The 25,818-nt window shown below is 39.7% G+C and carries 19 protein-coding genes; 8 read left to right on the top strand and 11 right to left on the bottom strand.

Annotation, left to right across the window (positions count from 1 at the left end):
- Positions 1 to 97: 97 nt before the first annotated feature.
- Positions 98 to 1,720, bottom strand: coding sequence for an ABC-F family ATP-binding cassette domain-containing protein (locus tag OC25_RS20800; protein ID WP_039480009.1), 1,623 nt, complete (start codon positions 1,718 to 1,720; stop codon positions 98 to 100).
- A gap of 183 nt (positions 1,721 to 1,903) precedes the next feature.
- Here OC25_RS20800 and OC25_RS20795 point away from each other — a divergent pair, with 183 nt between their 5' ends.
- The 4 genes from OC25_RS20795 (at position 1,904) to OC25_RS20780 (ending at position 4,177) form a co-directional block, all read left to right on the top strand.
- On the top strand, positions 1,904 to 2,479 hold the full coding sequence (locus OC25_RS20795; protein WP_039480008.1) for a hypothetical protein: 576 nt from the start codon (positions 1,904 to 1,906) through the stop codon (positions 2,477 to 2,479).
- 170 nt (positions 2,480 to 2,649) lie between these two features.
- Positions 2,650 to 3,225 carry a nitroreductase family protein gene (locus tag OC25_RS20790; protein ID WP_039480007.1) on the top strand — a complete coding sequence of 192 codons (576 nt, stop codon included), beginning with the start codon at positions 2,650 to 2,652 and terminating at the stop codon, positions 3,223 to 3,225.
- Between the two features lie 107 nt (positions 3,226 to 3,332).
- Positions 3,333 to 3,677 carry a DUF1801 domain-containing protein gene (locus OC25_RS20785; RefSeq protein WP_039480006.1) on the top strand — a complete coding sequence of 115 codons (345 nt, stop codon included), beginning with the start codon at positions 3,333 to 3,335 and terminating at the stop codon, positions 3,675 to 3,677.
- 47 nt (positions 3,678 to 3,724) lie between these two features.
- On the top strand, positions 3,725 to 4,177 hold the full coding sequence (locus OC25_RS20780; RefSeq protein WP_039480005.1) for a 3-oxoacyl-ACP synthase: 453 nt from the start codon (positions 3,725 to 3,727) through the stop codon (positions 4,175 to 4,177).
- 772 nt (positions 4,178 to 4,949) lie between these two features.
- On the opposite strand, the gene OC25_RS27075 is transcribed toward OC25_RS20780, so the two are convergent.
- Genes OC25_RS27075 through OC25_RS20765 form a run of 3 tightly spaced genes read right to left on the bottom strand, consistent with a single transcriptional unit; the run spans position 4,950 to position 7,913 of the window.
- A complete protein-coding gene (locus OC25_RS27075; protein ID WP_052266363.1) occupies positions 4,950 to 6,116 on the bottom strand; it encodes an RsiV family protein in 1,167 nt (388 codons plus the stop codon).
- Positions 6,117 to 6,154: 38 nt separating this feature from the next.
- A complete protein-coding gene (locus tag OC25_RS20770) occupies positions 6,155 to 7,018 on the bottom strand; it encodes a polysaccharide deacetylase family protein (RefSeq protein WP_039480004.1) in 864 nt (287 codons plus the stop codon).
- Positions 7,019 to 7,031: 13 nt separating this feature from the next.
- Positions 7,032 to 7,913: a polysaccharide deacetylase family protein gene (locus OC25_RS20765; RefSeq protein ID WP_039480003.1), complete on the bottom strand. Its 882-nt coding sequence runs from the start codon at positions 7,911 to 7,913 to the stop codon at positions 7,032 to 7,034.
- A gap of 176 nt (positions 7,914 to 8,089) precedes the next feature.
- Here OC25_RS20765 and OC25_RS20760 point away from each other — a divergent pair, with 176 nt between their 5' ends.
- Entirely contained in the window at positions 8,090 to 10,597 is a 2,508-nt protein-coding gene (locus OC25_RS20760; protein WP_039480002.1) for a S9 family peptidase, read from the top strand.
- Between the two features lie 122 nt (positions 10,598 to 10,719).
- Here OC25_RS20760 and OC25_RS20755 read toward each other — a convergent pair whose 3' ends face one another.
- A complete protein-coding gene (locus OC25_RS20755; protein ID WP_039480001.1) occupies positions 10,720 to 11,556 on the bottom strand; it encodes a M57 family metalloprotease in 837 nt (278 codons plus the stop codon).
- 123 nt (positions 11,557 to 11,679) lie between these two features.
- Between OC25_RS20755 and OC25_RS20750 the strand changes: the two genes are divergently transcribed.
- Positions 11,680 to 14,505 carry a S8 family peptidase gene (locus OC25_RS20750; RefSeq protein WP_039480000.1) on the top strand — a complete coding sequence of 942 codons (2,826 nt, stop codon included), beginning with the start codon at positions 11,680 to 11,682 and terminating at the stop codon, positions 14,503 to 14,505.
- Positions 14,506 to 14,557: 52 nt separating this feature from the next.
- Positions 14,558 to 16,210, top strand: a complete 1,653-nt coding sequence (locus OC25_RS20745) for a M28 family metallopeptidase (RefSeq protein WP_039479999.1) — start codon at positions 14,558 to 14,560, stop codon at positions 16,208 to 16,210.
- 80 nt (positions 16,211 to 16,290) lie between these two features.
- Here OC25_RS20745 and OC25_RS20740 read toward each other — a convergent pair whose 3' ends face one another.
- Positions 16,291 to 16,899 carry an outer membrane beta-barrel protein gene (locus tag OC25_RS20740; RefSeq protein WP_039479998.1) on the bottom strand — a complete coding sequence of 203 codons (609 nt, stop codon included), beginning with the start codon at positions 16,897 to 16,899 and terminating at the stop codon, positions 16,291 to 16,293.
- A 398-nt stretch (positions 16,900 to 17,297) separates the two neighbouring features.
- Positions 17,298 to 18,599 carry a M12 family metallopeptidase gene (locus tag OC25_RS27070; protein ID WP_052266362.1) on the bottom strand — a complete coding sequence of 434 codons (1,302 nt, stop codon included), beginning with the start codon at positions 18,597 to 18,599 and terminating at the stop codon, positions 17,298 to 17,300.
- A 265-nt stretch (positions 18,600 to 18,864) separates the two neighbouring features.
- Between OC25_RS27070 and OC25_RS20730 the strand changes: the two genes are divergently transcribed.
- Positions 18,865 to 20,067, top strand: coding sequence for an MFS transporter (locus OC25_RS20730; protein WP_039479997.1), 1,203 nt, complete (start codon positions 18,865 to 18,867; stop codon positions 20,065 to 20,067).
- A gap of 54 nt (positions 20,068 to 20,121) precedes the next feature.
- On the opposite strand, the gene OC25_RS20725 is transcribed toward OC25_RS20730, so the two are convergent.
- The 4 genes from OC25_RS20725 to clpB all read right to left on the bottom strand — a co-directional run bounded on the left by OC25_RS20725 (position 20,122) and on the right by clpB (position 25,351).
- On the bottom strand, positions 20,122 to 20,772 hold the full coding sequence (locus OC25_RS20725; RefSeq protein ID WP_156131549.1) for an outer membrane beta-barrel protein: 651 nt from the start codon (positions 20,770 to 20,772) through the stop codon (positions 20,122 to 20,124).
- 148 nt (positions 20,773 to 20,920) lie between these two features.
- Positions 20,921 to 21,541 carry a hypothetical protein gene (locus tag OC25_RS20720; RefSeq protein WP_039479995.1) on the bottom strand — a complete coding sequence of 207 codons (621 nt, stop codon included), beginning with the start codon at positions 21,539 to 21,541 and terminating at the stop codon, positions 20,921 to 20,923.
- 9 nt (positions 21,542 to 21,550) lie between these two features.
- The gene (locus OC25_RS20715; RefSeq protein ID WP_156131548.1) at positions 21,551 to 22,204 is read right to left on the bottom strand and encodes a hypothetical protein; all 654 of its coding nucleotides are present in this window, start codon (positions 22,202 to 22,204) and stop codon (positions 21,551 to 21,553) included.
- 546 nt (positions 22,205 to 22,750) lie between these two features.
- On the bottom strand, positions 22,751 to 25,351 hold the full coding sequence (gene clpB, locus OC25_RS20705; RefSeq protein ID WP_039479992.1) for an ATP-dependent chaperone ClpB: 2,601 nt from the start codon (positions 25,349 to 25,351) through the stop codon (positions 22,751 to 22,753).
- Positions 25,352 to 25,818: the final 467 nt, after the last annotated feature.

Here is a 25,818-nt window from a genome sequence, read left to right as displayed (position 1 = left end):
TAAGGCAATGAAAACGCTACAGCGGATGGATATTTTTTAAAAAAGAAAAGCCGCCCCGGTTTTTCGGGGCGGCTCATTACGTATATTTTCGATGTTCTTACGAATACATTTCTTCGCGAAGTTTGGCAACATCCGCATTGTTAATGTATTCATCGTAAGTCATTAACTTATCAATAGTACCTTTTGGTGTAATTTCGATAATCCTGTTAGCAACAGTTTCGGTTAACTGGTGATCTCGTGAAGTAAACAAAATCGTGCCTTTAAAATCTTTCATACCGTTGTTTAATGCCTCAATCGATTCTAAGTCAAGGTGGTTGGTTGGCTCATCAAACATTAGTAAGTTGGCTTGTTGTAGCATCATTCTCGAAAACATACAACGCATTTTCTCACCTCCCGATAATACTTTAACGTTTTTCAATACTTCCTCGCCCGAAAATAGCATACGGCCTAAAAAGCTGCGTACAAATTGCTCATCGGCATCAGTGCCAGAGTATTCACGCAACCAATCAACCAGGTTTTCGTCTTTTCCTGCAAAGTATTCAGAGTTATCGTTAGGGATATCGGCCGTACTGATGGTAACACCCCATTTAAATTCACCTTTATGCTCAGCATCGCGGCCGGTTAACACATCGTAAAATGCTGCAGTAGCCAAACTGTTTTGTGATAAAACGGCAATCTTATCGCCCTTATTTACCATGAAAGTGATTTTATCGAATAATACACCGTCATTTCCGCTTTTACCTAAGTTTTCTACCTGTAAAATCTGGTCACCAGCCTCACGACCTGTATTATTGAAAATAATGGCCGGATATTTACGGCTCGATGCCTTAATCTCGGTAATATCAATCTTATCTAAAGCTTTTTTACGCGAAGTTGCCTGTTTTGATTTCGAAGCATTTGCACTAAACCTGCGGATAAATTCCTGCAACTCCTTAACCTTATCTTCCATTTTCTTGTTCTGGTCGCTACGTTGTTTTAACGCCAGCTGACTTGATTCGTACCAGAAAGTGTAGTTACCGGTGTAGATACTCATTTTAGCAAAATCGATATCCACAATATGCGTACAAACCGCATCCAGGAAGTGCCTGTCGTGCGATACAACCAATACAATATTCTGGTAATCGGCTAAAAAGTTCTCTAACCAGGCGATGGTTTCGATGTCCAAATCGTTGGTAGGCTCATCCAGTAATAAAATATCAGGATTGCCAAATAAAGCCTGCGCCAATAACACACGTACTTTTTGCGTGTTATCAAGCTCTTTCAGCAATTTATAGTGGTTTTCTTCTGTAATACCCAAATTGCTTAAAAGCGTTGCTGCATTGCTTTCCATGTTCCAGCCATCCATCTCCGCAAAAAGATTTTCCAGTTCACCCGCACGTTCGCCATCTTTTTCAGAAAAATCTTCTTTCATGTAAATGGCATCTTTTTCTTTCATGATGGCATAAAGTTCTTTATGACCAATCATTACTGTTTCTAATACCGAAAACTCATCAAATTCGTAGTGGTTCTGTTTTAAAACCGCCATTCTTTCGCCCGGAGTAAAAGCAACACTGCCCGAAGTTTGGCTAACTTCTCCTGATAAAATTTTTAGAAAAGTAGATTTACCTGCACCGTTAGCCCCAATTACACCATAACAGTTGCCCTGGGTAAATTTTAAGTTAACATCCTCAAATAATGTGCGTTTGCCGTATCGTAACGATAAATTAGAAACTGAAATCATGCTATAATTGAAATAAGGCGCAAAGATAGTCAAAAAGGTTGAGGCTGGAAAGGATGGAAGGATGAAAGGTTGAAGGTTGAAGGCTGGAAGGTAGGAGGGTTTAAGGTGTGGAGGTATTGAACTCGCTAGATAAACAATAAGGTTTTATCTGTTAATCTGTAGCAAAACATTTATTTTAGCCTCATGGAAAACCATCCGCTACTCGAAACCATCAAAACCACCCTGCAAAAGAATAAGGTAGAAAAACTGGCCGCTATTGCATCTGAAGATACTTTTTCGGTTAAAGATTTAATTGATATCAGTTTCTATAAAGATGAACAAATTGGTTTCAGGGCAGCCTGGATTTTAGAAAACGTATATAGCAATCACCAGGATCGCTTTTTGCGGCACACGCTTTATTTTCTGGAGAAATTTCCACAGCAAAACAATTTTTCAGCCCTCAGGCATTTCGTCAAAATCCTGGCTTTTATGACAAAGAAAAATGCTTCGCCTGAAATAAAAGAAATTATTCGTGATTATGATACCGATCATTTGGTAGAAGTGGTTTTTAGCTGGTTAATTGACGAAAAGGTGCCTGTTGCCATTAAATCGCACTGCTTAAATATCCTCGCTAATTTGAATACCAAGCACGAGTGGATTAAAGACGAACTCATGGAGACTATGGATTTTTTAGTCGATAAAGAAAGTATTGCTTTTTTTGCTAAGGTTAAACAAATCAGGAAGCAGTTGGCAGGGAGCAGGGTACAGAGAATCAAGTAAATTGGGTATAGAGCGTTAAGTATGGAGAATCAAGTAGCAAGTACTCAGCTTGGGTCTTTTTGCTTTAGTCTTTAATCTTTCCGCTATATTTTTGGTTGATAAAAAGTCAAACCTTTAAGCATTTTGACCTTAAACCTTAAACCTCATGCCTTTTACCTTATATTTACCAGATGAGCACTAATTACGAAATTGTATCAAAAGTTATAAAAGAGCGCCGCAGTATTTTTCCGGCCAGTTATATTAAAAAGGAAATTCCGGTTGAAGTGATTAACCAGATTTTAGAAACTGCCAATTATGCGCCAACCCATAAATTAACAGAACCCTGGCGTTTTGTGGTAATCAGGAAAGCAGGTTTAGCCAGATTAGGTGAAGAATTGGGGCGCTTGTATAAAGCCCTGGTTAGCCCGCAACAGTTTTTGCAGAAAAAATACGATAGTTTTGCGGAGAAAACAGGTCAGGCCGATTGTATTATTGCCATTAACATGCAGGTGAGCGGCAAAATACCTGAATGGGAAGAACTGGCAGCTGTCGCCTGTGCCGTACAAAATATGGCCATAACTGCTGAAAGTTTAAAAGTTGGCGCTTACTGGAGTTCGCCACCGCTTATTGATGATCTGGACGATTTTTTAAACCTGAAAGCAAACGAGAAATGCATCGGATTGTTCTACATGGGCTATCACAACGAAAAACCCTGGACGCCAAACCGTGGGCCAATGTCCGAAAAGGTGAGTTGGATTGAGCAGTAGTTTTGAGATTCAAGTTTTGAGTTGGGAGTTTCGTTAAGAAAGTCTTTTGCTAATTGAAGGGATTTCTTCAATTTAGACGAAATATTGGTTCTATAAAAAGGAAAACAATGCTAAATCCACTCGATCAGTATTTCGAACAGAAAAACGAGCCTGTTAAAAGTTGCCTGCAGTATTTAAGGTCGCTTTTAACAGGTTATACCGGTATTACAGAACATTGGAAATATGGCATGCCTTTTTATTACCATAAAGGAAAAATGTTCTGCTATCTTTGGGTGCACAAAAAACTCCATCAGCCTTATATTGGTTTGGTAGATGGAAAACACATCGAACACGAAGATTTACTGCAAGAGAAAAGAGCCCGAATGAAGATTTTATTAATCAACCAGCTGGAAGATATTCCCAAAGCAAAAATAGAATCCATTCTGGCGCAGGCTTTTGCCTTTCGAAAGTAAATCCGTTCATTTCCCTTCATCCATTTTATATTATTACATTTCGCATTATGTCTGCTTTAAAGTCGAATTTATTTCAATTGTGTTTAACTTTTATTCAAAATAGGATTGAGAATATCACCTATTCCATGGAGCAGGCGCGTCAGGCATCAAACGATGATACCAAGAGCAGCGCGGGCGATAAATATGAAACTACACGCGAAATGATGCAGCAGGAAATGGACCGTAACAGTAAGTTGTTGTACGAAGCGGGGCAACAGAAAATAGCCTTGCAACTGCTTGAAAATGTAGAACCAGCTAAACTGGTCAAAAATGGAAGTGTGGTATTAACTTCTGAAGGTAATTTTTACATCAGCATTAGTGCGGGCGAATTAAATGTAGACGGACAGAAATTCTTTGCGGTATCGCAGGCATCGCCTATTGGTAAATTGCTGATTGGAAAAGCCATAGGCGAAAGTTTTAAGTTTAATGGCAAGGAGTATTTGGTGAAAGATATTTTATAGTAAATTTAAGCTTTGAGCTTAAACATTCAATTCGCCCAGGTGATAATTATAATCTTTTAGCTAGATGATATATGCTCCGAGGTGATAATTATAGTCTTTTGATCAAATGATATATGCTTTGAGGTGATAATTATAGTCTTTTAGCTAGACGATATATGCTCCGAGGTGATAATTATAATCTTTTAGCTAGACGATATATGCTCCGAGGTGATAATTATAGTCTTTTAGCTAAATGATATATGCTTTGAGGTGATAATTATAGTCTTTTAGCCAAATGATATACGCTTTGAGGGTATAATTATATCTAAATATTGATTTTCATCCTGATTTTGTCAAAGGATCTGCTCAAACACTGCGGTAAGCACTTTATTTATTTCTCCCGCTGATTTAAGAAAATAAGCACAGAAATTATCAGTTGTCAGTTGTCAGTTTGAAGTGGGTAAAAAAAGATTCAAATTTTAAACTCTGCGTTAATCCGCGTAATCTGCGGGAACCATTGTATTAATGTTTTTCCCGCTGATTTAAGGTGATAGGCGCAGAAGTTATCAGTTGTCAGTTTGAAGTGGGTAAAAAAAGATTCAAATTTTAAACTCTGCGTTAATCCGCGTAATCTGCGGGAACCATTGTATTAATGTTTTTCCCGCTGATTTAAGGTGATAGGCGCAGAAGTTATCAGTTGTCAGTTTGCAGTGTGCAGTTTTCATTTATGCTCACACCCATTTCTAACGCGTGCGTTATAATTAAGCGTTTTAATGCAATACAGCAGTGAAATTTATTTCAACCCCATTCTTGTAACAAAAGTTGGCACCAGATAAGGTTTGAGTTCAGCAAAAGGAATAAATACCACAATCTGCCCCTGCGCATAGCTGGCAACTTCGTAAGGGTTGTACATAAAAGCAAGCCCGCTGCTATTGAAGTAAAAGTTTTTGTTAGGCTTTAAAAAATTATCAAACAAAACCGAGTTAAGGGCATCGTTAGCTTTAACATTGTATTCTTTTCTGAAGTTTTTTTCTACAATGCGCTGTAAGGTATTGCTGTCAATTTTAACTACATCGCTTAAAGTCATTTGCTTTTTGCTCTGCACGTCTAAGCAATACATGGTACTGCTGTAATTACCATGGGCTCCACCAGTGTAACTATCAGCCAGAAAATCGATTACCACATAGCCATTGCCATTAAAACTTATACTTTGCTGGCTGTTATTGGTATAATTCATCCAGGCTTCAAAATCGTCAGTCCTGCCATTTTTTTGCTGGTCGGCCACTTCGCTAACATAATCTTTAAAGTAGGCCTGTGCGATAGTTTTAAAGCCAGTTTCGCGGTTTGCATTGTTTTTAATACCAACTATCTGTTTAAGCTGATTATCTAACCAGATGCTCTGATCATCCTGCTTTTTAGCTTGTAAGTATTCGAAGCTGATTTGTGCCGAAGGCGATTTGGCTTTGTTGGCAAAAGCCTTTGCCGAATCCTGATAAATACCGGCTATAAATTCGTAACTACCTTCGGGATATGCCTCTGTTAGTAAAACCGGATGTTGTTTGGTTTTATTTCCACTTTCCCAGGTACCTTTAAATGCGTTACCGGTCCATTTTAAAGAAAAGTGGGGCTGTTTGGCGTTCTGGTCGAAGTAATAATCGTAAAAACTGTTCTCGCGCAACACTACACTATCTGCTCCAATTAAGGTATCGCTGGCCAAATTGAGCCATGAACCATCGTAATAATAGTTTCCATCATATTCGCCATTTACTTTTTGCAGGTTTACCACCACTGTTTTACCGTCAATTGTACCTGTTAAACGTTTGTAAAAGTTTTCAGGTAAAGCGGTTTTGGTCGTTTGGGTACTGTCAGTATTTTCCGTACTGTTTGTATTGTTTTTAGGGTTGTTACAAGCCGATGCAATCAGCAATCCGAAAAGGCAAAAAGGGATAAGATATTTCATAAAGCAACAATTAATTCGCTTATAACTTACAGTCGAAACTAAGGTTTTGTTTTATTAAAGCTCTTGTTAATGCTGTAATACAGGTTTTTTGCGGTATATCTTCCCGGGTCAATTATCCTTCTGATGGTCAACAACGGATAGTTTTCATCGCGCGCAGTCGATAAAATAAAAGCGGCCTTAAATCCGTGTTCTTTCAGTTTATGCAGGTTTGCCGCTTTGTACACGCCATAAGGATAGGCGAAATATTCCACTTTTTTGCCTGTAATTTCTTCCAGCTTTTTTGTGGGTTCATCAATCTGGGTTTTCCAGTCTGCATCCGTAAACTGGGCAAAGTTTTTATGGTCGTAGGTATGACTGGCAATGGTATTTCCTTCGTCAGAGAGTTGTTTAATCTGCTCTTTGGTCATATAATTAATGCGCCCTTTTCTACCGATTGATACCGTCATGATAAAATAAACACCCTTGAAACCATGTTTTTTCAGTGTGGTGTTGCCCACCGTAAACTGATCTTCATCGGTATCATCGAAAGTAATCATAATGGGTTTCTCCGGTAATTTGGCGCCATAAACCAGATAATCGTACAACTGATCGGGTAAAATAGAGTGATAACCACTATCGGCCAGCATTTTCATGTGTTCCCTGAATTTATCTGGCGCTATAATGTCATCGTGTGCCCTTTTGCTGTCGCTCGCTGTGGTGTTTCTAATCTGGTGATAACACAAAACCGGTACTTCCCGCCGGGCGAGGATCGTTTTCGCATCAGCAGGTTTTGTATTTACCGAATCTGTTTTAGCCGCTTCAGTAGCCGTTTTTGCGGCAGGTTTTTCCTTTGCTGCGTTCGATGGCTGGCATGAAGCAAATAATACACAAGAAAGCGCGCCGTAGAGCAGAAAATTTTTCATGTTCCTTATGCAGTTAAAAGCTGTTTTTAATGCTGTTGCTCAATGTTTTTGGCGACCAGTAACCGCTTGCAATAATTCTGCGGATGGTAAACAAAGGATCTTTTTCATCACGTTTGGTAGAAAGCTGATAAGCCATTCTGAAACCGCGTTTTTTCAATTCAGGAATACCTTCTGCATTCCATAAACCAAATGGGTAAGCAAATTCAGTCATTTTTTTGCCTGTAATCTCTTCCAGTTTTTTGGTTGGTTTATCCAGTTGCTCTTCCCAGTCTTTACCAGCATATTTTTTAAAGTTTTTATGGTCGTAAGTATGGCTGCCAATCACATTGCCTTCGTCAGCAAGTTGTTTAATCTGCTCCTTAGTCATGTAATCTACAAATTTACCCTTACGGCCAATCGAAACCGTCATGATAAAATAAACTGCTTTAAAGCCTAGCTTATCTAAGGTCGGACGTACAATTGTAAATTGGTCCATGTCGGTATCATCAAAAGTTAACATGATGGGTTTGCTTGGCAAGGCCGCACCTGTGTTCAGGTAAGCATAAAGCTGATCGGGCAGAATGGTGTGGTAACCACTGTCGGCCAGCATTTTCATCTGATCTTTGAAATTCTGGATTTCTACGATATAATCTTTACCCACTTTTCCATCAGTAGGTTTCCAGTTTCTCACCTGGTGGTAACACAAAATAGGTACTTGTTTGCGGGCTAAGATGGTTTTGGCATCAGCCACTTTTATTTTCGATACATCAACGGCAGCAGCTCCGGTATTTGCAGTGGTTTGCACTGTTTTACCAGTCGAATCTTTTCCTGTTGAACTCTCTGTTTGCGATTTAGATTGGCAGCTGGCGAATAGGATAGCACCTGCTGTAATTAGCGTTAGTAGGCTGTATTTCATAGTTATTATATATGCTTGCAAAACTATAAAATCCCTTAGTTATTTTATATCAAATGTAATGTTGTTGATAATTATTTGTGTGGGCTTGATATTTAAATAAACTATCGTATTTATTACAAAATTAAACAGCTTAATCGGCTTTAATTAAATAATTTAGCCGCTCCAAACCATTATTCATGAATAAACTTTACAAACTACTTGTTTGCGCGCAGTTTTTGTCGCTAACTGTTGCCGCACAAACCAAAACATTTACCATTACCGAAAATACTCAGCCGCAACCTAAAGCAAATTATCAGCTTGCTTCGCGTTTTTCGCCAAATAAGCTGAAGAAAATGGTATATTCTACTGCGGTAGATCCACATTGGTTAAAACTAAGTAACCGTTTCTGGTACACTTTCGAAAGCCCAAAAGGCAAATTCTGGTACCTGGTTGATGCCGCTGCCAAAAGCAAAAAAGTAATGTTCGATAATGCCAAACTGGCTGCAGATATTACGTTAATTGTACGCGATCCATTTGATGCCGAGCACCTGCCTTTAGAGAACCTGAAGTTTGCAGCCGATGAAAAAAGCATTTCTTTCGAAGTTAAAAGTACGGTTGATGAACTGAAAAAAGACCGCAAGGATAAAAAAGCGGCCGATTCATTGCAGAAGAAAATCTATTCTTTTAAATACGACCTGGCTACAGCGAAATTAACTGAGATCCCTAACTTCAGCAGACCTAAACCAAAACCAGGCTGGGGTTCGGTAGCGCCTGATTCGTCGGCGATTATCTTTTCGCGCAATTACAATTTGTATTGGATGGATAAAGAGAACTACAAAAAAGCAGTTAAAAATGAAGATGATAGCACCATTGTAGAGCACCAGTTAACCAAAGATGGCGTTAAATTTTACTCGTACGGAAGCGATGGCGATGGCGAAAATAACGTAGAGAACGAGAAAAATAATAAAAAACGTCGGGGAGCTTATGTGCTTTGGTCGCCAAATTCGAAGTATTTTGTGTTAGATCGTACCGATTCGCGCAAGGTGAAAGATCTTTGGGTAATTAACAGTGTTACACCTGGCCGCCCAACTTTAGAAACTTATAAATACCAGATGCCGGGTGAGGCAGAGGCCCCTCAGGATGAAGTATTGTTGTTTGATTTTAATGCAAAAACCTACAAAAAACTCAATGTTTCGGCGTTTAAAGATCAAAGTATTTCGGTGTGGAGCAAACCTGCCTTAAATAAAGATCGCGATAACGAATTCCGCCCGTCGGTTTGGCTGGGTAACGATAACCGTTTCTATTTTTCGCGCACCAGTCGCGATTTAAAGCGCATTGATATCGGTACCGTTGATATTGCTACCGGTAAAGTTACACCATTAATTGACGAGCGTTTTAATACCTACGTTGAAGTAAACCGTCCGGGTTTGGTAAACGATGGTAAAGAGTTGATTCACTGGAGCGAGCGTGATGGTTGGGCACATTTTTATCTTTTTGATGAAAATGGAAAGCTGAAAAACCAGATTACCAAAGGCGCTTTCCACTGCGAAAGTATTGTAAATATCGACGAGAAAAAGCGTGTGCTTTATTTTACTGCAAATGGCCGGGAGGGGAAAGAAGATCCTTACTATTTACATTTATACAGCATCAATTTCGATGGGTCGAACATGAAGCTGTTAAATGCAGGCGATTTCGACCATGCCATTAACATGAACGATAACAATTCATTTTTCGTTGATAACTATTCGAGGGTAAATACGGTACCTAAATCGACCTTGTATGATGGTGCAGGCCGGAAAGTAATGGAGTTAGAAACTACCGATCTTTCATTGCTAATGGCTGCCGGTTATAAATTTCCTGAGCCTTTTAAGGTTAAGGCTGATGATGGCATAACCGATTTGTACGGTGTAATGTATAAGCCCTTCGATTTCGATCCGAATAAAAAATACCCGATCATCGAGTATGTGTACCCTGGACCACAAACAGAGGCGGTAAACAAAGCCTTTAGCAAAAGTATGGACCGTACCGAGCGTTTGGCGCAGTTTGGCTACATTGTAATTACAGTAGGTAACCGTGGCGGTAATCCTTCGCGTTCTAAATGGTACCATACCTATGGTTACGGAAACCTGCGCGATTATGGCTTAGCCGATAAGAAAACTGCTGTTGAACAACTGGCTTCAAAATATGCTTTTATTGACGAATCGAGAGTGGGCATTACCGGTCATTCGGGTGGTGGATTTATGTCTACAGCTGCCATGTTGGTTTACCCCGATTTCTTTAAGGCGGCTGTTTCAAATGCGGGTAACCACGATAACAGCATTTACAACCGCTGGTGGAGTGAGAAACACCATGGTGTAAAAGAAACTATCTCGTTAAAAGGCGATACTTCATTTAAATACAGCATTGATAAAAACCCTGATCTGGCTAAGAACCTTAAAGGACATTTGTTATTGATGCACGGTGATGTGGATAACAACGTACATCCGGCGAACTCTATCCGTGTGGCTAATGCTTTAATGAAAGCCGGTAAACGTTTCGATTTCTTGCTTATTCCGGGGCAACGTCATGGTTTTGGCGATATGACCGAATATGCATTCTGGAAACTGGCCGACCATTTTAACAAATATTTAATTGGCGATTTTTCTACCCCAGCTGACGTGGATCTGGTAGAAATGGACCGTGATATTGAACAAAACGGAAAATAAGGTTTTTGTTTTTGAATTTTTATGAGCCATGGTTTGTGTCACACAAACCATATATCAAAAACAAAAAAGGTTCCGGAATATATCCGGAACCTTTAAGGTAATTAGCTGATCTGATCTGATTTTTACTTGTAAAGGTAGTTTACTGCAATTACGTCGTTTGCATTAAAGGTACGGTTACCGCCATTAGAGCAGGCCAACATAAATGAAGCTGCATCAGGTTGAGAAGGGGTACCCGGAATCCTTACCGCACCAACAGTCGATTTACCTTCGTTACCGGCACCACTTGAGCCGCAACTAAAGGCACGGTTCATGTAATCGGTATGGCGGAAACCAATGCAGTGGCCAACTTCGTGCTGGATCACTGAAGCCAGGTACAATAAATTCGGGTTGCTGCCATAAGCCGCTTCGTTGGTATTCATTTTGATCTGATTGTAAGGATTACCTGAAGACGTTGGGAAACCGGCCGAACCTAAAGTGATGAAACCCCCGCTAGGGCCTTCGTTAAAACCAACTACATCAATGTTACCTTTTGATCCTGTAGCTGCTCTCTGGAAAGTAATACGCAGGCCTAAAGAATTATAGCGCGAAATCATGGTATTAACCGCATCACTATAAACCTGAGGCAGGTTGGTAACCGATACGGTGATTACACGTGGCAAAGATTTAACCAGGTTTGTGGTTCTGTATTGCTCGGTTTCAGCAATATTCAGATTCGCATCTGTAGAAACCTCAGTTAAATTATCTTCTGTTAAAAAGATATCACCTTCAACTAAATAACCACCCTCTACTTTACGGATATTATCAGTGCTAAAGCCCAGCGTTTTTACTTGTGCCAGGGTATTGTTCGAAATATCAGTTTTATTCTCTACTGCGTTTTCTGTATTATTACTCTTACAAGAGTATAAAGTAGTGAATAGCAGGCACGCGGCTGCTAATGATAAAAATTTGGCGTTTTTCATTTTTGTTAGGTTTAAATGAATAATGATTAAAATAAGTTAGTTAATAATGTTTGCTAATTACCTTATAAATACTAATTTAGAGAAGAATTGCGATGTAAGCAAAATTTTACAATAAAATAATTCTTGAAAGTCAGTCCTGTATTTTTAGTTATATTATTATGTCTTTGTGTAGGTGCTTTAAACGCACAGTCACAACCTGGTGGAGTAGATAAAAATTTTCAAAAATTTCTTTCTGCAAAAGGCAATATCGAATTATTGCAGCCAAATGAACTGTTATTAGTCAGGTTTAACCATGCCCTAACCGCAAGTGAAATTCAATTGTTAAAGCCCAAAAAGAAACTCGCCGGCGACTACTTTATTGCAGAGAAAAGTGCAGTTTCAGCGCTTGCACCGAGTCTTGTTTACCAGGGGGTAGCCAGTGGTTTGTGGAAGGTAAGCGATGGGTTAATGAAACTGCTGAATAAAAACAGCAAAAAAAGCGATTCGTTACTGGTTAGACTGGCTGTTAAAAATTTAGCTGTTTCACCGGCTTTTCTCAAAAATTTAAAGGTTAAATCGGTTGATAAGGATAACAATATCTGCACCGTTTATATCTCACCTGATGACTTACAAGAGGTTTTAGCTTACGATGAGGTATTGTATGCAGATATTGTATCACAGGCAAAAACCGAAGTAGTAATTAATGGTTTAGATTTGGGCCTCAACCAGATAGCCAACGCGCATAGCCTGTTCCCGGGCATTGACGGAACGGGCATTAACCTTTCACTTAAAGAAGACATGTACGATGTAACCGATCTCGATATTTTGGGTAAAACAGTGCCCGGAGCTACACTTACGGGCAAAGCTACTGCGCATGCCACTACCATGGCAACTTTAGCCATTGGCAATGGTAACTCATTTATCCGTGGCCTGGGCGCGGCACCCAAAGCAAAGCTGGCTTTTTCGAGTTTCGATAATCTACTGCCCGATTTGCCGGCCGATTTAAATAAGTTTCAAATCCGCGTTCAAAACCATTCGTATGGTGTGGGTATCGATAATAACTACGGTATTGAAGCTGCTGCATACGATAAGCAGGTTTTTGAAACCGATACTTTAATCCATGTTTTTTCGGCAGGGAATAGTGGTACACAAACGCCATCTGCAGGCTTTTATCAGGGTATAACCGCCAGGGCTAATTTAACGGGGAATTTTAAACAGGCCAAAAACGTATTGGTTATTGGGGGAATAAACCGCGAAAATGTTGCTGAAAATTTAAGTAGCAAGGGGCCGGCTTACGATGGACGTGTAAAACCCGAGCTGGTATCTTTGGGAGAAGATGGTACATCCGGTTCTGCTGCCATTACCAGTGGATCAGTGATTCTTTTGGAGCAATTTTATCACCAGAAATTTAAAAAGGCCCCTTCAGCCTCGCTTATTAAAGCAACTTTAATTAATGCTGCCGACGATTTAGGAACGCCACACGTAGATTATGTATACGGCTATGGTAAATTAAATGTAGCCCAGGCGCTAAAAACGTTGGATGAGAACAGGGTGGCTGTTTATACGGTAGCCAAAGCCCAGGATTTGGTTACTCCTATAACTATACCGGCCAATGTTGCTGAAGTTAAAATTACGCTGGTATGGAACGATCCGGCTGCGGTAGTAAATGCTGCACAGGGCCTGGTAAATGGTTTAGATCTGAGCCTCGAAAACCCAGGTGGTAGCCTGACCTTACCATGGGTTTTAAATGCTGCGGCCAATTTAAATTCACTTTCTGCAGCAGCAGAGCGTAAGGCCGATTTAGTTAACAACATTCAGCAGGTTACTTTAGAAAATCCGGCGGCTGGTAGTTTTAAGATTCACGTAAAAGGGGATAGAATTACACAGGGCAGCCAGCAGAACTTTGCTTTGGCCTATAGCTACAGGCTTAAAAATACCTTTACTTTCATCACGCCCGAAAAAGAAGGCAGTTTTTTTGCCGGTGAAAACAATTATTTCCGTTGGGATAATACCTATAATTCCCAATCGGGCAATTTATCTATAAGTTATGATGAGGGTAAAACCTGGGAAACTATCGCCGCAGGTGTTGATCTAAGCAGGGGATTGTATAACTGGAATGCACCAGATCGTTTTGCCAAAGCCATTTTAAAAATGGAAGTAGAAGGCAATGTGATTTTGAGTCCAACTTTTACAATTTCGAGCCCCCGCATATTGAGAGTAGGCTATGTATGCAACGATGGCATTGTTTTAAACTGGAATCCACAGCCTGGCGCAAAAGATTATACCGTTTACAATTTGGTTAACAATGTATTGTCGCCCGTTTTAAACGTAACTGATACTTTAATCAAGCTTGAAATGGCTAAGGTAAACAGTAAATATTTCGCTGTAGCTGCCAACGGAACTAATTTTACAGGGTTAAAGACCTATACCATCGATTATACCCAGCAGGGGGTTGCCTGTTATGTAAGGAGTTTATCGGCCAATAATACCAGCGACGATAAAATCAGACTCGACCTGAGCATTGGCACCACGCTCGATATCAGGAACATCATTTGGGAGAAACAGACGGGCGTAAATACCTATACGGTTTTAAAACAAACACAGCCCGTTCAAAATCAACTGGATTACAGTATTTTGGACGAAAACCCCAAACTGGGGATCCAGTTTTACCGGGTTACCTTCGAAACCGCCAACGGTAAGTATAGCAGCGATCTCGCTTCCGCGGTATTCCTTAAAGAGAACGATTTTTCTTTTTATCCCAATCCGGTAAGCGATTACCTTACCATTTTAAGTGGTTCTTTTAAAGATTATAATCTATCTGTTTACAATATGCTGGGGCAAAAGGTTTTTGATGAAAAAGCATCCAGCACTAACCGCTTCGGGTTAAATGCATTGGCAACCGGTGTATATGTAGGGGTAATTGTACAGGATGGACAGCAGGTTAAGAAGTTCAAGTTGATAAAGAGGTAACTGATCATATTCTCCCTATTTCTTCGTATTTTTCAGAAAATAACATCTTAATATGAAAAAATCATGTTTGTTTTCGGTTTGTGCGCTCTTATTTTTCGCGTCCTGCAGGCAAGAGACAAAAACAGCCGCTGTTTCTGCTGATTCTTTAGCCATAAAAGCCATTAATGATGGCAGTTTAACACAATACCTTTCGGTTATTGCTGCCGATAGTTTGCAGGGAAGAAAACCCTTTACCGAGGGCGAAACCAAAACCATTAACTATTTAAAGGCACAGTTTGAGCAACTGGGATTAGCACCCGGCAATAACGGAAGTTATTTTCAGGAAGTACCCATGGTTGAGATCAAATCGGTGCCTGAAGATAAAATGGTATTGAAAGGGAAAACAACTTCGCTTGCGCTAAATTATTTAACCGATTTTGTTGCAGGTACAAGGCGCGTGCAGGAGGAGGTAAGCATTAGCAATTCGCCTTTGGTTTTTGCCGGCTACGGTATTGTTGCACCCGAATATGGCTGGAATGATTATGCCGGTTTAGATGTGAAAGGAAAAACCGTAGTAGTACTGATTAACGATCCGGGATTTGCCGATTCGACCTTGTTTAAAGGCAAAAATATGACTTATTACGGCCGCTGGACCTATAAATTTGAAGAGGCTGCCAGACAAGGCGCTACAGGGATTATTATTGTACACGATACCGAGCCTGCTGCTTATCCCTGGACAGTAGTAAGAAGCGGCTGGTCTAAATCCAAACTCAATCTCCAATCGGCCGATAATGGCATGAACAGGGCAGTGGTTGAAGGCTGGATTACTTTAGACAAAGCGAGGCAGCTTTTTGCACTGGATGGAAAATCCTTCGATCAGCTGGCTTTAAGCGCGCGTAAAAAAGGGTTTAAGGCTGTTGATTTAAATGTTACCACTTCACTTAAGGTTAAAAACACCATTAAAAAGTCGGTCACTTATAATGTATTGGCCACTATACCGGGCAACAAGCGTAATGATGAAGCCATTATTTATTCAGCCCATTGGGATCATTTAGGGATAGGCGAAAAAGTTAAAGGCGATTCGATTTACAATGGTGCAGTTGATAATGCCACCGGAGTGGCTTCGTTATTCGAAATTGCCTCAGCTTTTAAAAAACTGCCCAAAAATCCTGAGCGCACCATCTTATTTATTTCCTATACTGCAGAAGAGCAGGGTTTATTGGGTTCTGAATTCTATGCCAAACATCCGGTTTTTCCGCTGGCTAAAACGGTTGCCAATATCAATATGGACATGATGGGGATAGCTGGTAAAACCAAAGATATTGTGGTGTATGGTTTTGGTCAGTCAGAACTCGAAGATTATGCGGCCGAAGCTGCTAAAAAACAGGGAAGGGTAATTGTTCCCGATCCCGTTCCATCATCTGGCCTGTATTACCGTTCCGATCATTTTAACCTGGCTAAAGTTGGTGTTCCGGCTTTATTTACGGGTTCTGGTGTAGATAATGTTAAGCATGGCAGGGAATGGGGATTAAAACAGGTGGCTGATTTTACCAAAATGCGCTACCACTCACCACAGGATAATTTTGATGCCAAAACCTGGGATTTATCGGGTATTGTAGCAGATGTACGGATGCTTTTTGATTTGGGTTACCGTTTAAGCAATGAAGATACCTTTCCAAAGTGGAAAACAGGCTCGGAATTTAAAGCCATTAGAGAAAAGAAATAAACAAAAAGCGCCCCGTTGGTATACGGGGCGCTTTTCGAAAAAAAGTCATTAGTTAAATACTTCCTGCCGGAAGGATTTAATTAAAAGTGGAACTGTACACCTAATTTTGGCGCGAAAGTATTAGCTTCTAAACCGAAAGAGTTGGTGGTAGTTTTTGCACCAGTTGCTTCAGCTTTGATTTGGTTGTTTGCATAACCTAAACCGTTAACCGATACTTCGATACCGATTCTTTTGGTTGGGAAGAAAGCAAAACCCGGAGCAATGTTTACACCGATTGAAGTAGTAGTACCTACTTTAGCACCTGTATCGCCGTTAGCATCAACTGCTTTTACGGTACCGAAAGCCATAGGAACTGATAATTGTCCGAAGAATTTAAATTGCTCTGATAAACCAACATAGTAACGGCCAAAAGGCGAAACCTGGAAAGCACCAATTTGGTGTGGAGCTGCACCACTTACAGTTTTAGCATAAGTGTAACCTACACCAGTACCGATGGCAAAGTTGTTGCCTACAAAATAACCAACACTTGGGATTACGCTAAAGTCGATATCAGATTTAGCAGCACCTTCTACTTTGGTTGAATTAAAACCAACATTACCGCCTAAAATAAATTTTCCTTTTTCAGTTTGTGCTTTTGCACCAAAAGCTAAACCTGCTACTGCTACTAATGATAATAATAGTTTTTTCATTGTTTTATTAATTATATTTTGTGTTAAAAATATAGCCAGTTTTACTATTTTAATGTCTGACTATATTTGCCTAAAAGTCAACACTTGTGCCAAAAAACTTCCTTTAAGTCATCAAAAAATCAGTTTTATGTCAACCCCTTAATTTATAGTTAGATGTAAGTTTAGTGTTAACTCAATATTATTTTCGTGTGACTAAAAATCAATCGATTGATTAATTTTTTGGCTATGACAAATTGACAATCTGACTTTTTTTGTATAAATGTCAGACTTTTAAATGGTACAATCTGGCAGTTTTTTTAATTCATCTGGCAGTTGAGCAGGAGAGGTGGGCTTAAATGAAAAAAAGCAAACGGATACCCACCCGTTTGCTTTTTCCATCATTTTAGGATTTGATTAAATTAAAAAGTGTTGAATTTAAATTTCTGGTTATTTCCACCGCCTTCCGACCAGATGTTAAGTAAAGTACTGTTGGCTGTATTGCTACCTGGTACATCAACATTTTTTGAAGGCACATTGCGTGGTGATAGCGTATAATAACCGCCTTCTACCGGAATAATGTTAAATTGCTGGGCGGTGGCATTGCTATTGGTTCTTATTTCGAGTTTAGTACCGTTGGCAATAGCGGCACCTACTACGGTAAGTACTTTACCAGGCGCATTTAAAGGCGATAGCTGGTAATAACCCTCTGCATTTTTGCTTACACTCCACCGCGCATTGTTCGAATTACCGTCAGTATAAAGAATGATTTGCGCACCATCACTTGACGAGCCACCCGATACGTTAAGGAGTTTATTGTTGTCAAGGGCCGTTGCAATTTCATAATTGGTATTGGCAGGTAAGCCTACATAGGTAAAACCACTGTACATCTGGTTCACTGCAGCAATATCGCTGGGAGTTAAATTACTTGTGGGGTAACTGGATTGATAAGTCGAACCATCCAGTTTGGTTATGCTGGGCTGGCCAGTGTTGGAGAAAGCATAAGGCTCATACATCATAATCGATTCGAAATCGAATGAACCAACTGTAGTATTGCTACTGGCCGATAGTTTATTGAAATTAAACTCTTTATCGTCAGGAACATTTTCAGGGTAAAAAATAGCATAGCTGTCGCGATCGGGCCGGCACTGTTCGTGGTTTATACCCAGCGCATGGAATATTTCGTGCATCAATATACCCGGATAATTGTAATTGTATATATTGAGGTTTTGGGCACCGCCAACCATGCCCACTGATGAGCTGTTTCCACTACCTTTTACAAAATTGATGTAATTGGCCTGATTTGTTCTCTTGATAAAAACAACTGGCGATACCCTCGAAATGTTCTGCATAGCTTTTAATGTCCAAGAAGTATCTGCACCCAGGCCGGTAAGGTCATAGTAAACAATTCCGTTGGTCCATCTTTTTACCAGGTTGTTGATAATCAGCCCCCTTTCGGTAGTCGATAACGATTTATTGCTGTTTGCTTTTAAGAGGTTAAATTGCTGTGGGCTAAGTGTAATATCATCAGCAAAATAGTATATCCCGTTAATTTCCTTGATGATGATTTTGTTCCCATCTATAGTAAAAGTATAGGTTTGATCCGGACGGCTTTTATCGGGAACGGAATTTGTTTCATTTACTTTCTTACAGCTAAAAATGGTAAGCATAATACCAGTGGCCAGGCATAACGCCAGCCTGATCTTAATTTTGTTTGTTTTCATAAGGTTTAGGTTGTATTTGGTTATAAAATGATGGTAGTGCGTTGGTATATAGTTTATTATGTTTTTAAAGTTAAAGGCTATTTCGAAATTATATAGAAAATATGCGGCCGTTTAGTAGTATTTTAACCAAATATAGTTGTATTTTAATATTTACTTTGATGTATTTAAATTTCCCTATTCAAATTTGTAAAGGGCAAGTGTCTGATTCAGTGAAACATGGTATAAAAATATAATCCTTATTTTTGGCGCATAATAACATTTTGCTATGACCGAAAATACCTCTACCACAGCCATTATTGAAAAAACTGTTTTTCCGATCCTGTTTGCTTTAAGTTTCTCGCACCTTTTAAATGATACCATTCAGTCGCTCATTCCGGCAATTTACCCCATCATTAAAACCAGCTATCAGCTTAGTTTCTCGCAAATTGGACTCATTACACTAACATTTCAGCTGGCGGCTTCTTTACTGCAACCTTTTGTGGGCTTGTATACCGATAAAAAACCACAACCTTATTCGCTTGCCGTTGGTATGGGCTTTACGCTAATTGGTTTGGTGTCGCTTTCGCAATCCACGCACTTTTATACCATCTTGTTATCGGTTTGTTTTATCGGTATTGGTTCTTCTATTTTTCATCCTGAAGCTTCGCGTATGGCGCATGCCGCATCAGGAGGGAAGAGAGGCCTGGCACAATCTGTTTTTCAGTTAGGTGGCAATGCAGGCAGCTCTTTAGGTCCATTGTTGGCGGCCTGGATTATTGTACCTTATGGACAGTTTAGTGTAGTTTGGTTTTCAGTTATTGCCCTTTTAGCCATCATCATATTAACTTATGTAGGCAACTGGTATAAAGGTTTTATGCTTTCAAGAAGTAAAAAAGTTAATATTCAGACCGTTGTTAATCAGTTTTCGAGAACCAAGGTTATCTTTTCGGTATGTATTTTATTGCTGTTGATTTTCTCTAAATACTTTTACATGGCCAGTTTAACCAATTATTTTACCTTTTATTTAATTGATAAATTCCATGTTTCGGTACAAACTTCGCAGGTTTACCTGTTTGTATTTTTATTTTCGGTAGCTGCCGGAACCTTATTGGGCGGACCAATTGGCGATAAAATAGGCCGGAAATATGTAATCTGGGCTTCTATTTTAGGAACTGCGCCCTTTGCTTTATTGTTACCTTATGCCAGCTTGTTCTGGATAGGCGTTTTAATTGTACCCATTGGGATGATTTTAGCTTCGGCATTTTCGGCTATACTGGTATATGCGCAAGAGCTTATTCCGGGTAAAGTTGGCCTGGTAGCCGGTTTGTTTTTTGGCTTTGCCTTTGGTATGGGTGGGATAGGGTCGGCGCTTTTAGGTAAACTGGCCGATTCTACCAGTATTGAATATGTATTTAATGTGTGTGCATTTTTGCCATTGATCGGTTTGCTCACCGGTTTCCTTCCTAATATCGAAACCAAAAAGAAATAAAACAAAAAAATCCCATCACTGATGGGATTTTTTGTTTTGATTGAGATTTTGAGGTTAAAATAGGATATAAATCTTAAAGCCAAGGTTATTGATAAAGCCTTGTGTATTTAAATTGAAATTTGTGTTTTCGTTTGAGTAGTAACTTTGATTTGTTGATTCTGTTTGCTTTGTTTTGCTATAACTAAAATCTGCACTCAATAAAGAAGTTTCTAAGGCAAACCTTTTAGATATAAACCAGGTAATGCCGCCATAAGCACCAACATTATATTGATTCCCAATATTGGTGCTAGTCTGTGGATAAGATGGATTTGTGTTTGAGTTTTCTGTCTTACTATGGGTGTAACCAGCTCTACCGCCTGCATAGGCGAAAAGTGTTTTTACTATAGGGAAGTAATGTTGATAGTTTAAATTTCCGCCATAGCTTTTTTGTTGTTGCTCAGAATTGTTGGTATTACTATATTTATTGAGCCCATAGGTTAAATCCAATCCAAATTTGCTATTATCTTTAAAGAAATAGCCATAGCCCAGTGTAAAAGTATTGTTTTGAGTTTTGTTCTCGTAATTGATTCCCTGGTAGCTGTTATCCTTGCTTTTGTTTGTGTAAGTGTTTACACCAAAGCTTAGCGCATTTGTACCTTTTGTTTGGGAAAACGCAGACAGCGACATTCCAACTGCCATAGCAGCAAGTAATAATTGTTTTTTCATTTTCATTTGTGTTTTTGTGTATTCAATTATAAACTAAAAAAATGATATAAAACTAATTTTTTAGTTAAATAATTGTTAAGCGATTGATAATCAGAAAATAAAAATATCCGGTCGAACTGAATACCGGATATTGAGTTTGTTTTTATGATTATTTAGCATTCTCTTGCATAATAAACTGATAGAGCTCAATAGGCGAGGAGATAAAATTACTGCCGGTTTGGCCTGAAATGGATTTGAGTTTACCATTTTCTTCAGGAAAAATACTGCGGTGATACTCGATCTGAGCTCCGCCAATAGATTTGATTTTACCATTTTCTTCCGGAAAAATGCTTCTGTAGTATTCTACTTTGGTATTGCCTATTGATTTTACTTTACCATTTTCTTCGTCGAAAATACTTCTGTAATAGGTAAATTCAATATCACCAATCGATTTGATCTTTCCGTTTTCTTCCGGGAAAATACTTCTGTAATAGGTTACGGTTTTGTTGCCAACAGATTTTAATTTTCCATTCTCTTCAGGGAAAATACTTCGGTTGTACTCAAATTTGGTATCGCCAATGGATTTAATTTTGCCATTTTCCTCCGGAAAGATACTGCGATAGTATTCGAATTGGGTATTGCCAATTGATTTAACCTTTCCGTCCTCTTCCGGAAAAATACTTTTAAAATATTTTACCTCCTGTGCCTTTGTGTTTATAGTAAGGACAGTTAAAAACAAGCAGCTTAATATTTTTAAGCCATTTATGGTAGGGTTCGATATGTTTTTCATAATGAAGCGTTAAAAGTGATAATTTACGGTAAATGTAGGGGTGAAGTTCTGTAAGGCCAGTCTCAGGTTATTGGTCTTATCGTAATTGTACAGCGATTCGGAAGCATAGTAATTCTGATGAAAGAACGTTACAATCGGAAACGAAAACTCGAGCGTGGTGTGGTTGGATAGGGAATAAGTAAAGCCCGGACTTAAGCTAGCCCCATATCCTTTTACCTTGGCATCGGTCTTAATTAAATAGCCTTCCTCATCAATCCGGTTAAAAGTGTTAACCTGAAGCAACAGATTGGCCTGCATAAAGAACTTAAAATGATCTTTTACATCTACATATTTGCGCAGAAAAGGAGAAAAGCCAAAGCTAAATTCTTTCGGGCCATAACGGTCTTCGTAGCGGCCATCTTCTTCATCCCATGAAATGTAGCTTTCGCCACGTAATTTGGAAAGGTTTAAAGGGAGCTCGAGGCCAATAGCCAGGTTATTGGCTAAAAAATAACCTCCTCGTGGAGTTACGGTAAAGGTGTTGAGGCTTGGGGCCGAACTGTTTTGTTTAGAAGTGCCAAAGCTTACGCTGAGGCCGGCAAAGCCTGTTCCCTTTTCAGTTTGGGCATAACAGCGCCAACTGACGGCGCATAGCAGCGCCATGATGATTAATTTAGGTTTCATTATGTTGTGTTTTTGTGTGTAATCAATAATAATCATTATTGAAACAAAAAGCAAGAAATGAAACTATCATGTTAGTTACTTTAATGAACATTTTTAACCTGGGTATATTACGCAATCGTTACTTCTATTTAAAGTCATTGCATAAAAATCAATGAATTCTGCAATTGATTATTTTGCCTACCCGCTCATCCTTGCCTCGGCTTGCCGCCGCCGAAGGGCTCTTTCTTTTTGGCATCAAAAAGAAACAAAAAATGCCGGCTGAAAATTTTTCTTTCGAAGTCGGTGCGACGGAGGAGGCAGTAAAGTCCGAAAAATTTATTAGGCCGGATTAAAGTAAAACGGAGAAACAGTGCTTTGGCCTTGCTGGTTGGAAATGCATGAGCCATTAATTTATGGGTGATCTAAAGTATTGTCAATAATGACGAAGCGTAGCTCAAAAGGAGAATTTTATCTAAATGAGATGAGTGCTTTTTATTTTTAAATAACTTATATCTTAAATAAAAAAATCCCATAGAAGTTAATCTATGGGATTTTGATTACTATGTTTTAATCTGCCTTTTGGTTCAGGAACACAAAATTATGATCGAACATATCTAACTTAATTTTACTGTCTTTATCTACCTTGCCCGCCAATATCTCTTTCGACAGCTCGTTTAAGATTCTTTTCTGAATAACCCTTTTCAGTGGTCTTGCCCCAAACTGCGGGTCGTAGCCCAGTTGCGCCAACCAATCTAAAGCTTCGTCGCTCGCTTCCATTTCAATGCCCATCTCGGCCAGGGTATGTTGCACCTGTTTAAACTGCAGGCTTACAATATTCCTGATTTCGCTGCGGTTCAACGGGGTAAACATAATCAACTCATCAATACGGTTTAAAAACTCCGGACGAATGGTTTGTTTCAACACTTCAAACAACTCATTTTTGGTTTTGGCAATCACTTCATCACGGTTTTCATCACTTAAGTTTTTGAAATTATCCTGAATCAAGTGTGCACCAATATTAGAGGTCATGATGATGATGGTATTTTTAAAGTTTACCGTCCTGCCTTTATTATCAGTTAAACGGCCATCATCCAGTACCTGCAACAGGATGTTAAACACATCAGGGTGCGCTTTTTCAATCTCATCAAGCAATACTACCGAGTAAGGTTTCCGCCTTACAGCTTCAGTCAGTTGTCCGCCCTCATCGTAACCTACATATCCCGGAGGCGCACCAATTAAACGCGAAACCGCGTGGCGTTCCTGGTATTCACTCATGTCAATACGGGTCAAAGCATTTTCATCGTTAAATAAAAACTCAGCCAACGCTTTGGCCAATTCGGTTTTACCCACACCGGTAGTACCTAGAAATATGAATGAACCAATTGGCTTACGTTTATCCTGCAAACCGGCACGCGAGCGGCGGATTGCATCAGAAATGGCTTCAATAGCTTCGTCTTGACCAGCCACACGCTGATGCAGCTCATTTTCTAAATTCAGCAGTTTTTCGCGTTCGCTGGCAATCAGTTTAGTAACCGGAATGCCTGTCCAGCGGCCAACTACACCTGCAATGTCATCAGCTGTAACTTCTTCTTTCAACATGCGGCTGTCACTTTGCTGGCTTTCTAAATCGGCTTTTAACTGTTCAACCTTATCTTGTGCTTCTTTAATTTTTCCGTAACGGATTTCGGCAACTTTACCATAATCTCCGGCACGTTCGGCCTGCTCGGCTTCCAATTTATAGTGTTCAATCTGCTCAATCTGATTGTTTACCGCATCAACTAAATCTTTTTCTCCTTGCCATTTGGCTTTAAACTCATCGCGTTCGGCCGATAAGTTGGCAATTTCTTCTGATAGCTCTTTAACTTTTCTATCGTCTTTTTCACGTTTAATGGCTTCGCGTTCAATCTCCAGACGCATAATTTCGCGTTCTAGCGCATCCACATTTTCGGGTACGCTATCCATTTCCATGCGAAGCTTAGAAGCAGCCTCGTCCATTAAATCGATAGCTTTATCGGGTAAGAAACGGTCGGCAATATACCTTTGACTCATTTCTACGGCAGCAATAATGGCTTCGTCTTTAATCCGCACTTTGTGGTGGGTTTCGTAACGTTCTTTCAATCCACGGAGGATCGAAATGGCATCCTGGGTATCAGGCTCCTCAACCATTACCTTTTGGAAACGGCGTTCAAGAGCTTTATCTTTCTCCAGGTATTTCTGGTATTCATCCAAAGTAGTTGCACCTATGGCCCTTAATTCGCCACGAGCCAAAGCCGGTTTTAAAATGTTTGCGGCATCCATAGCACCTTCGCCACCACCCGCACCAACCAGCGTATGGATCTCATCAATAAACAGGATGATATCGCCATCACTTTGGGTAACTTCTTTAACAACGGCTTTCAGGCGTTCTTCAAACTCGCCTTTATATTTTGCACCGGCAATTAAAGCACCCATATCCAGCGAATACACGGTTTTGCTTTTCAGGTTTTCGGGTACATCTCCTTTTATAATCCTGAAAGCAATACCTTCGGCAATCGCCGTTTTACCCACACCAGGCTCACCGATTAAAATCGGGTTGTTTTTGGTCCGGCGCGATAAAATCTGAATCACCCGGCGGATTTCTTCATCACGGCCAATTACCGGATCCAGTTTTCCACTCTCGGCATATTCGTTTAAATTCCGGGCATATTTACTCAAAGCCTGATAAGTGGCTTCGGCATTTTGATCGGTCACGCGGTTATCGCCACGCAACTCGATAATGGCTTTTTTAAGGTCTTTTTCGTTAACGCCCTGTTCTTTTAATAATTTCGAAACAGAATCGTTTACAGCTAAAATGCCCAATAATAAGTGCTCAACCGAAACAAATTCGTCTTTAAATTCTTTTAAAAAGGTTTGTGCTTTCTGTAAAGCGCTATTGGCATTTGATGACAGATAGACATTGCTTCCGCTCACTTTCGGGAATTTGGCAATCTCCGCATCAAGGTTTTGATTTAAGGTATTCAGGTTAACGTTAAGCTTCTTTAATACATAAGAAACTACGTTTTCATCAACAGTAAGCAAACCTTTAAGCAGGTGTGCTGTTTCAATAGCCTGTTGCTGGTTGCCCTGGGCTATTGCAGAAGCCTGTTGAACTGCTTCCTGGGCTTTTATGGTAAAATTGTTGAAGTTCATATTCCCTTTAAGGTCAAAACAAATGCCATAGCCATTTTGATTTTCAGAATCGGAAATTTTGTCGGTATGGAATTATTTTTAATGACTAAATTGCTGATTTTTAGTGTTTTATACTGAAAAAATGTCGCGTTGTTAAGGCAGCATTACAGAATACGATGAAGCAACCTGACGCTCATACAGTTTTAGTGCATTGCCAACTGCTAACTAATTTGGGCGTTACCCTTTACCGATGAAAAATCGGGAAAGGGTCGGGCTTTTCAGGGCTGCGCTGCGCTCCGGCACCAGTTAAAAACCGGCACTAAACCCTTACAATCCATTAGGTTTGTTTTATATTTAAAGATATCGCAATTCAGAGGTGATCCAACTGCAATCCTAGGTGTGAAGACCTATTTAGGGATACGGTCCTTTGACTTTGCTATGCTTCGGGCTTAAATAGAAATTCAGGCATTGAGGGCCTATTATTATGG

This window comes from Pedobacter kyungheensis, from assembly GCF_000812965.1.
Lineage (GTDB): Bacteria > Bacteroidota > Bacteroidia > Sphingobacteriales > Sphingobacteriaceae > Pedobacter > Pedobacter kyungheensis.
The sequence above is the reverse complement of the archived record's forward strand: the minus strand, read 5'-3'. Positions and strand labels throughout refer to the sequence as shown.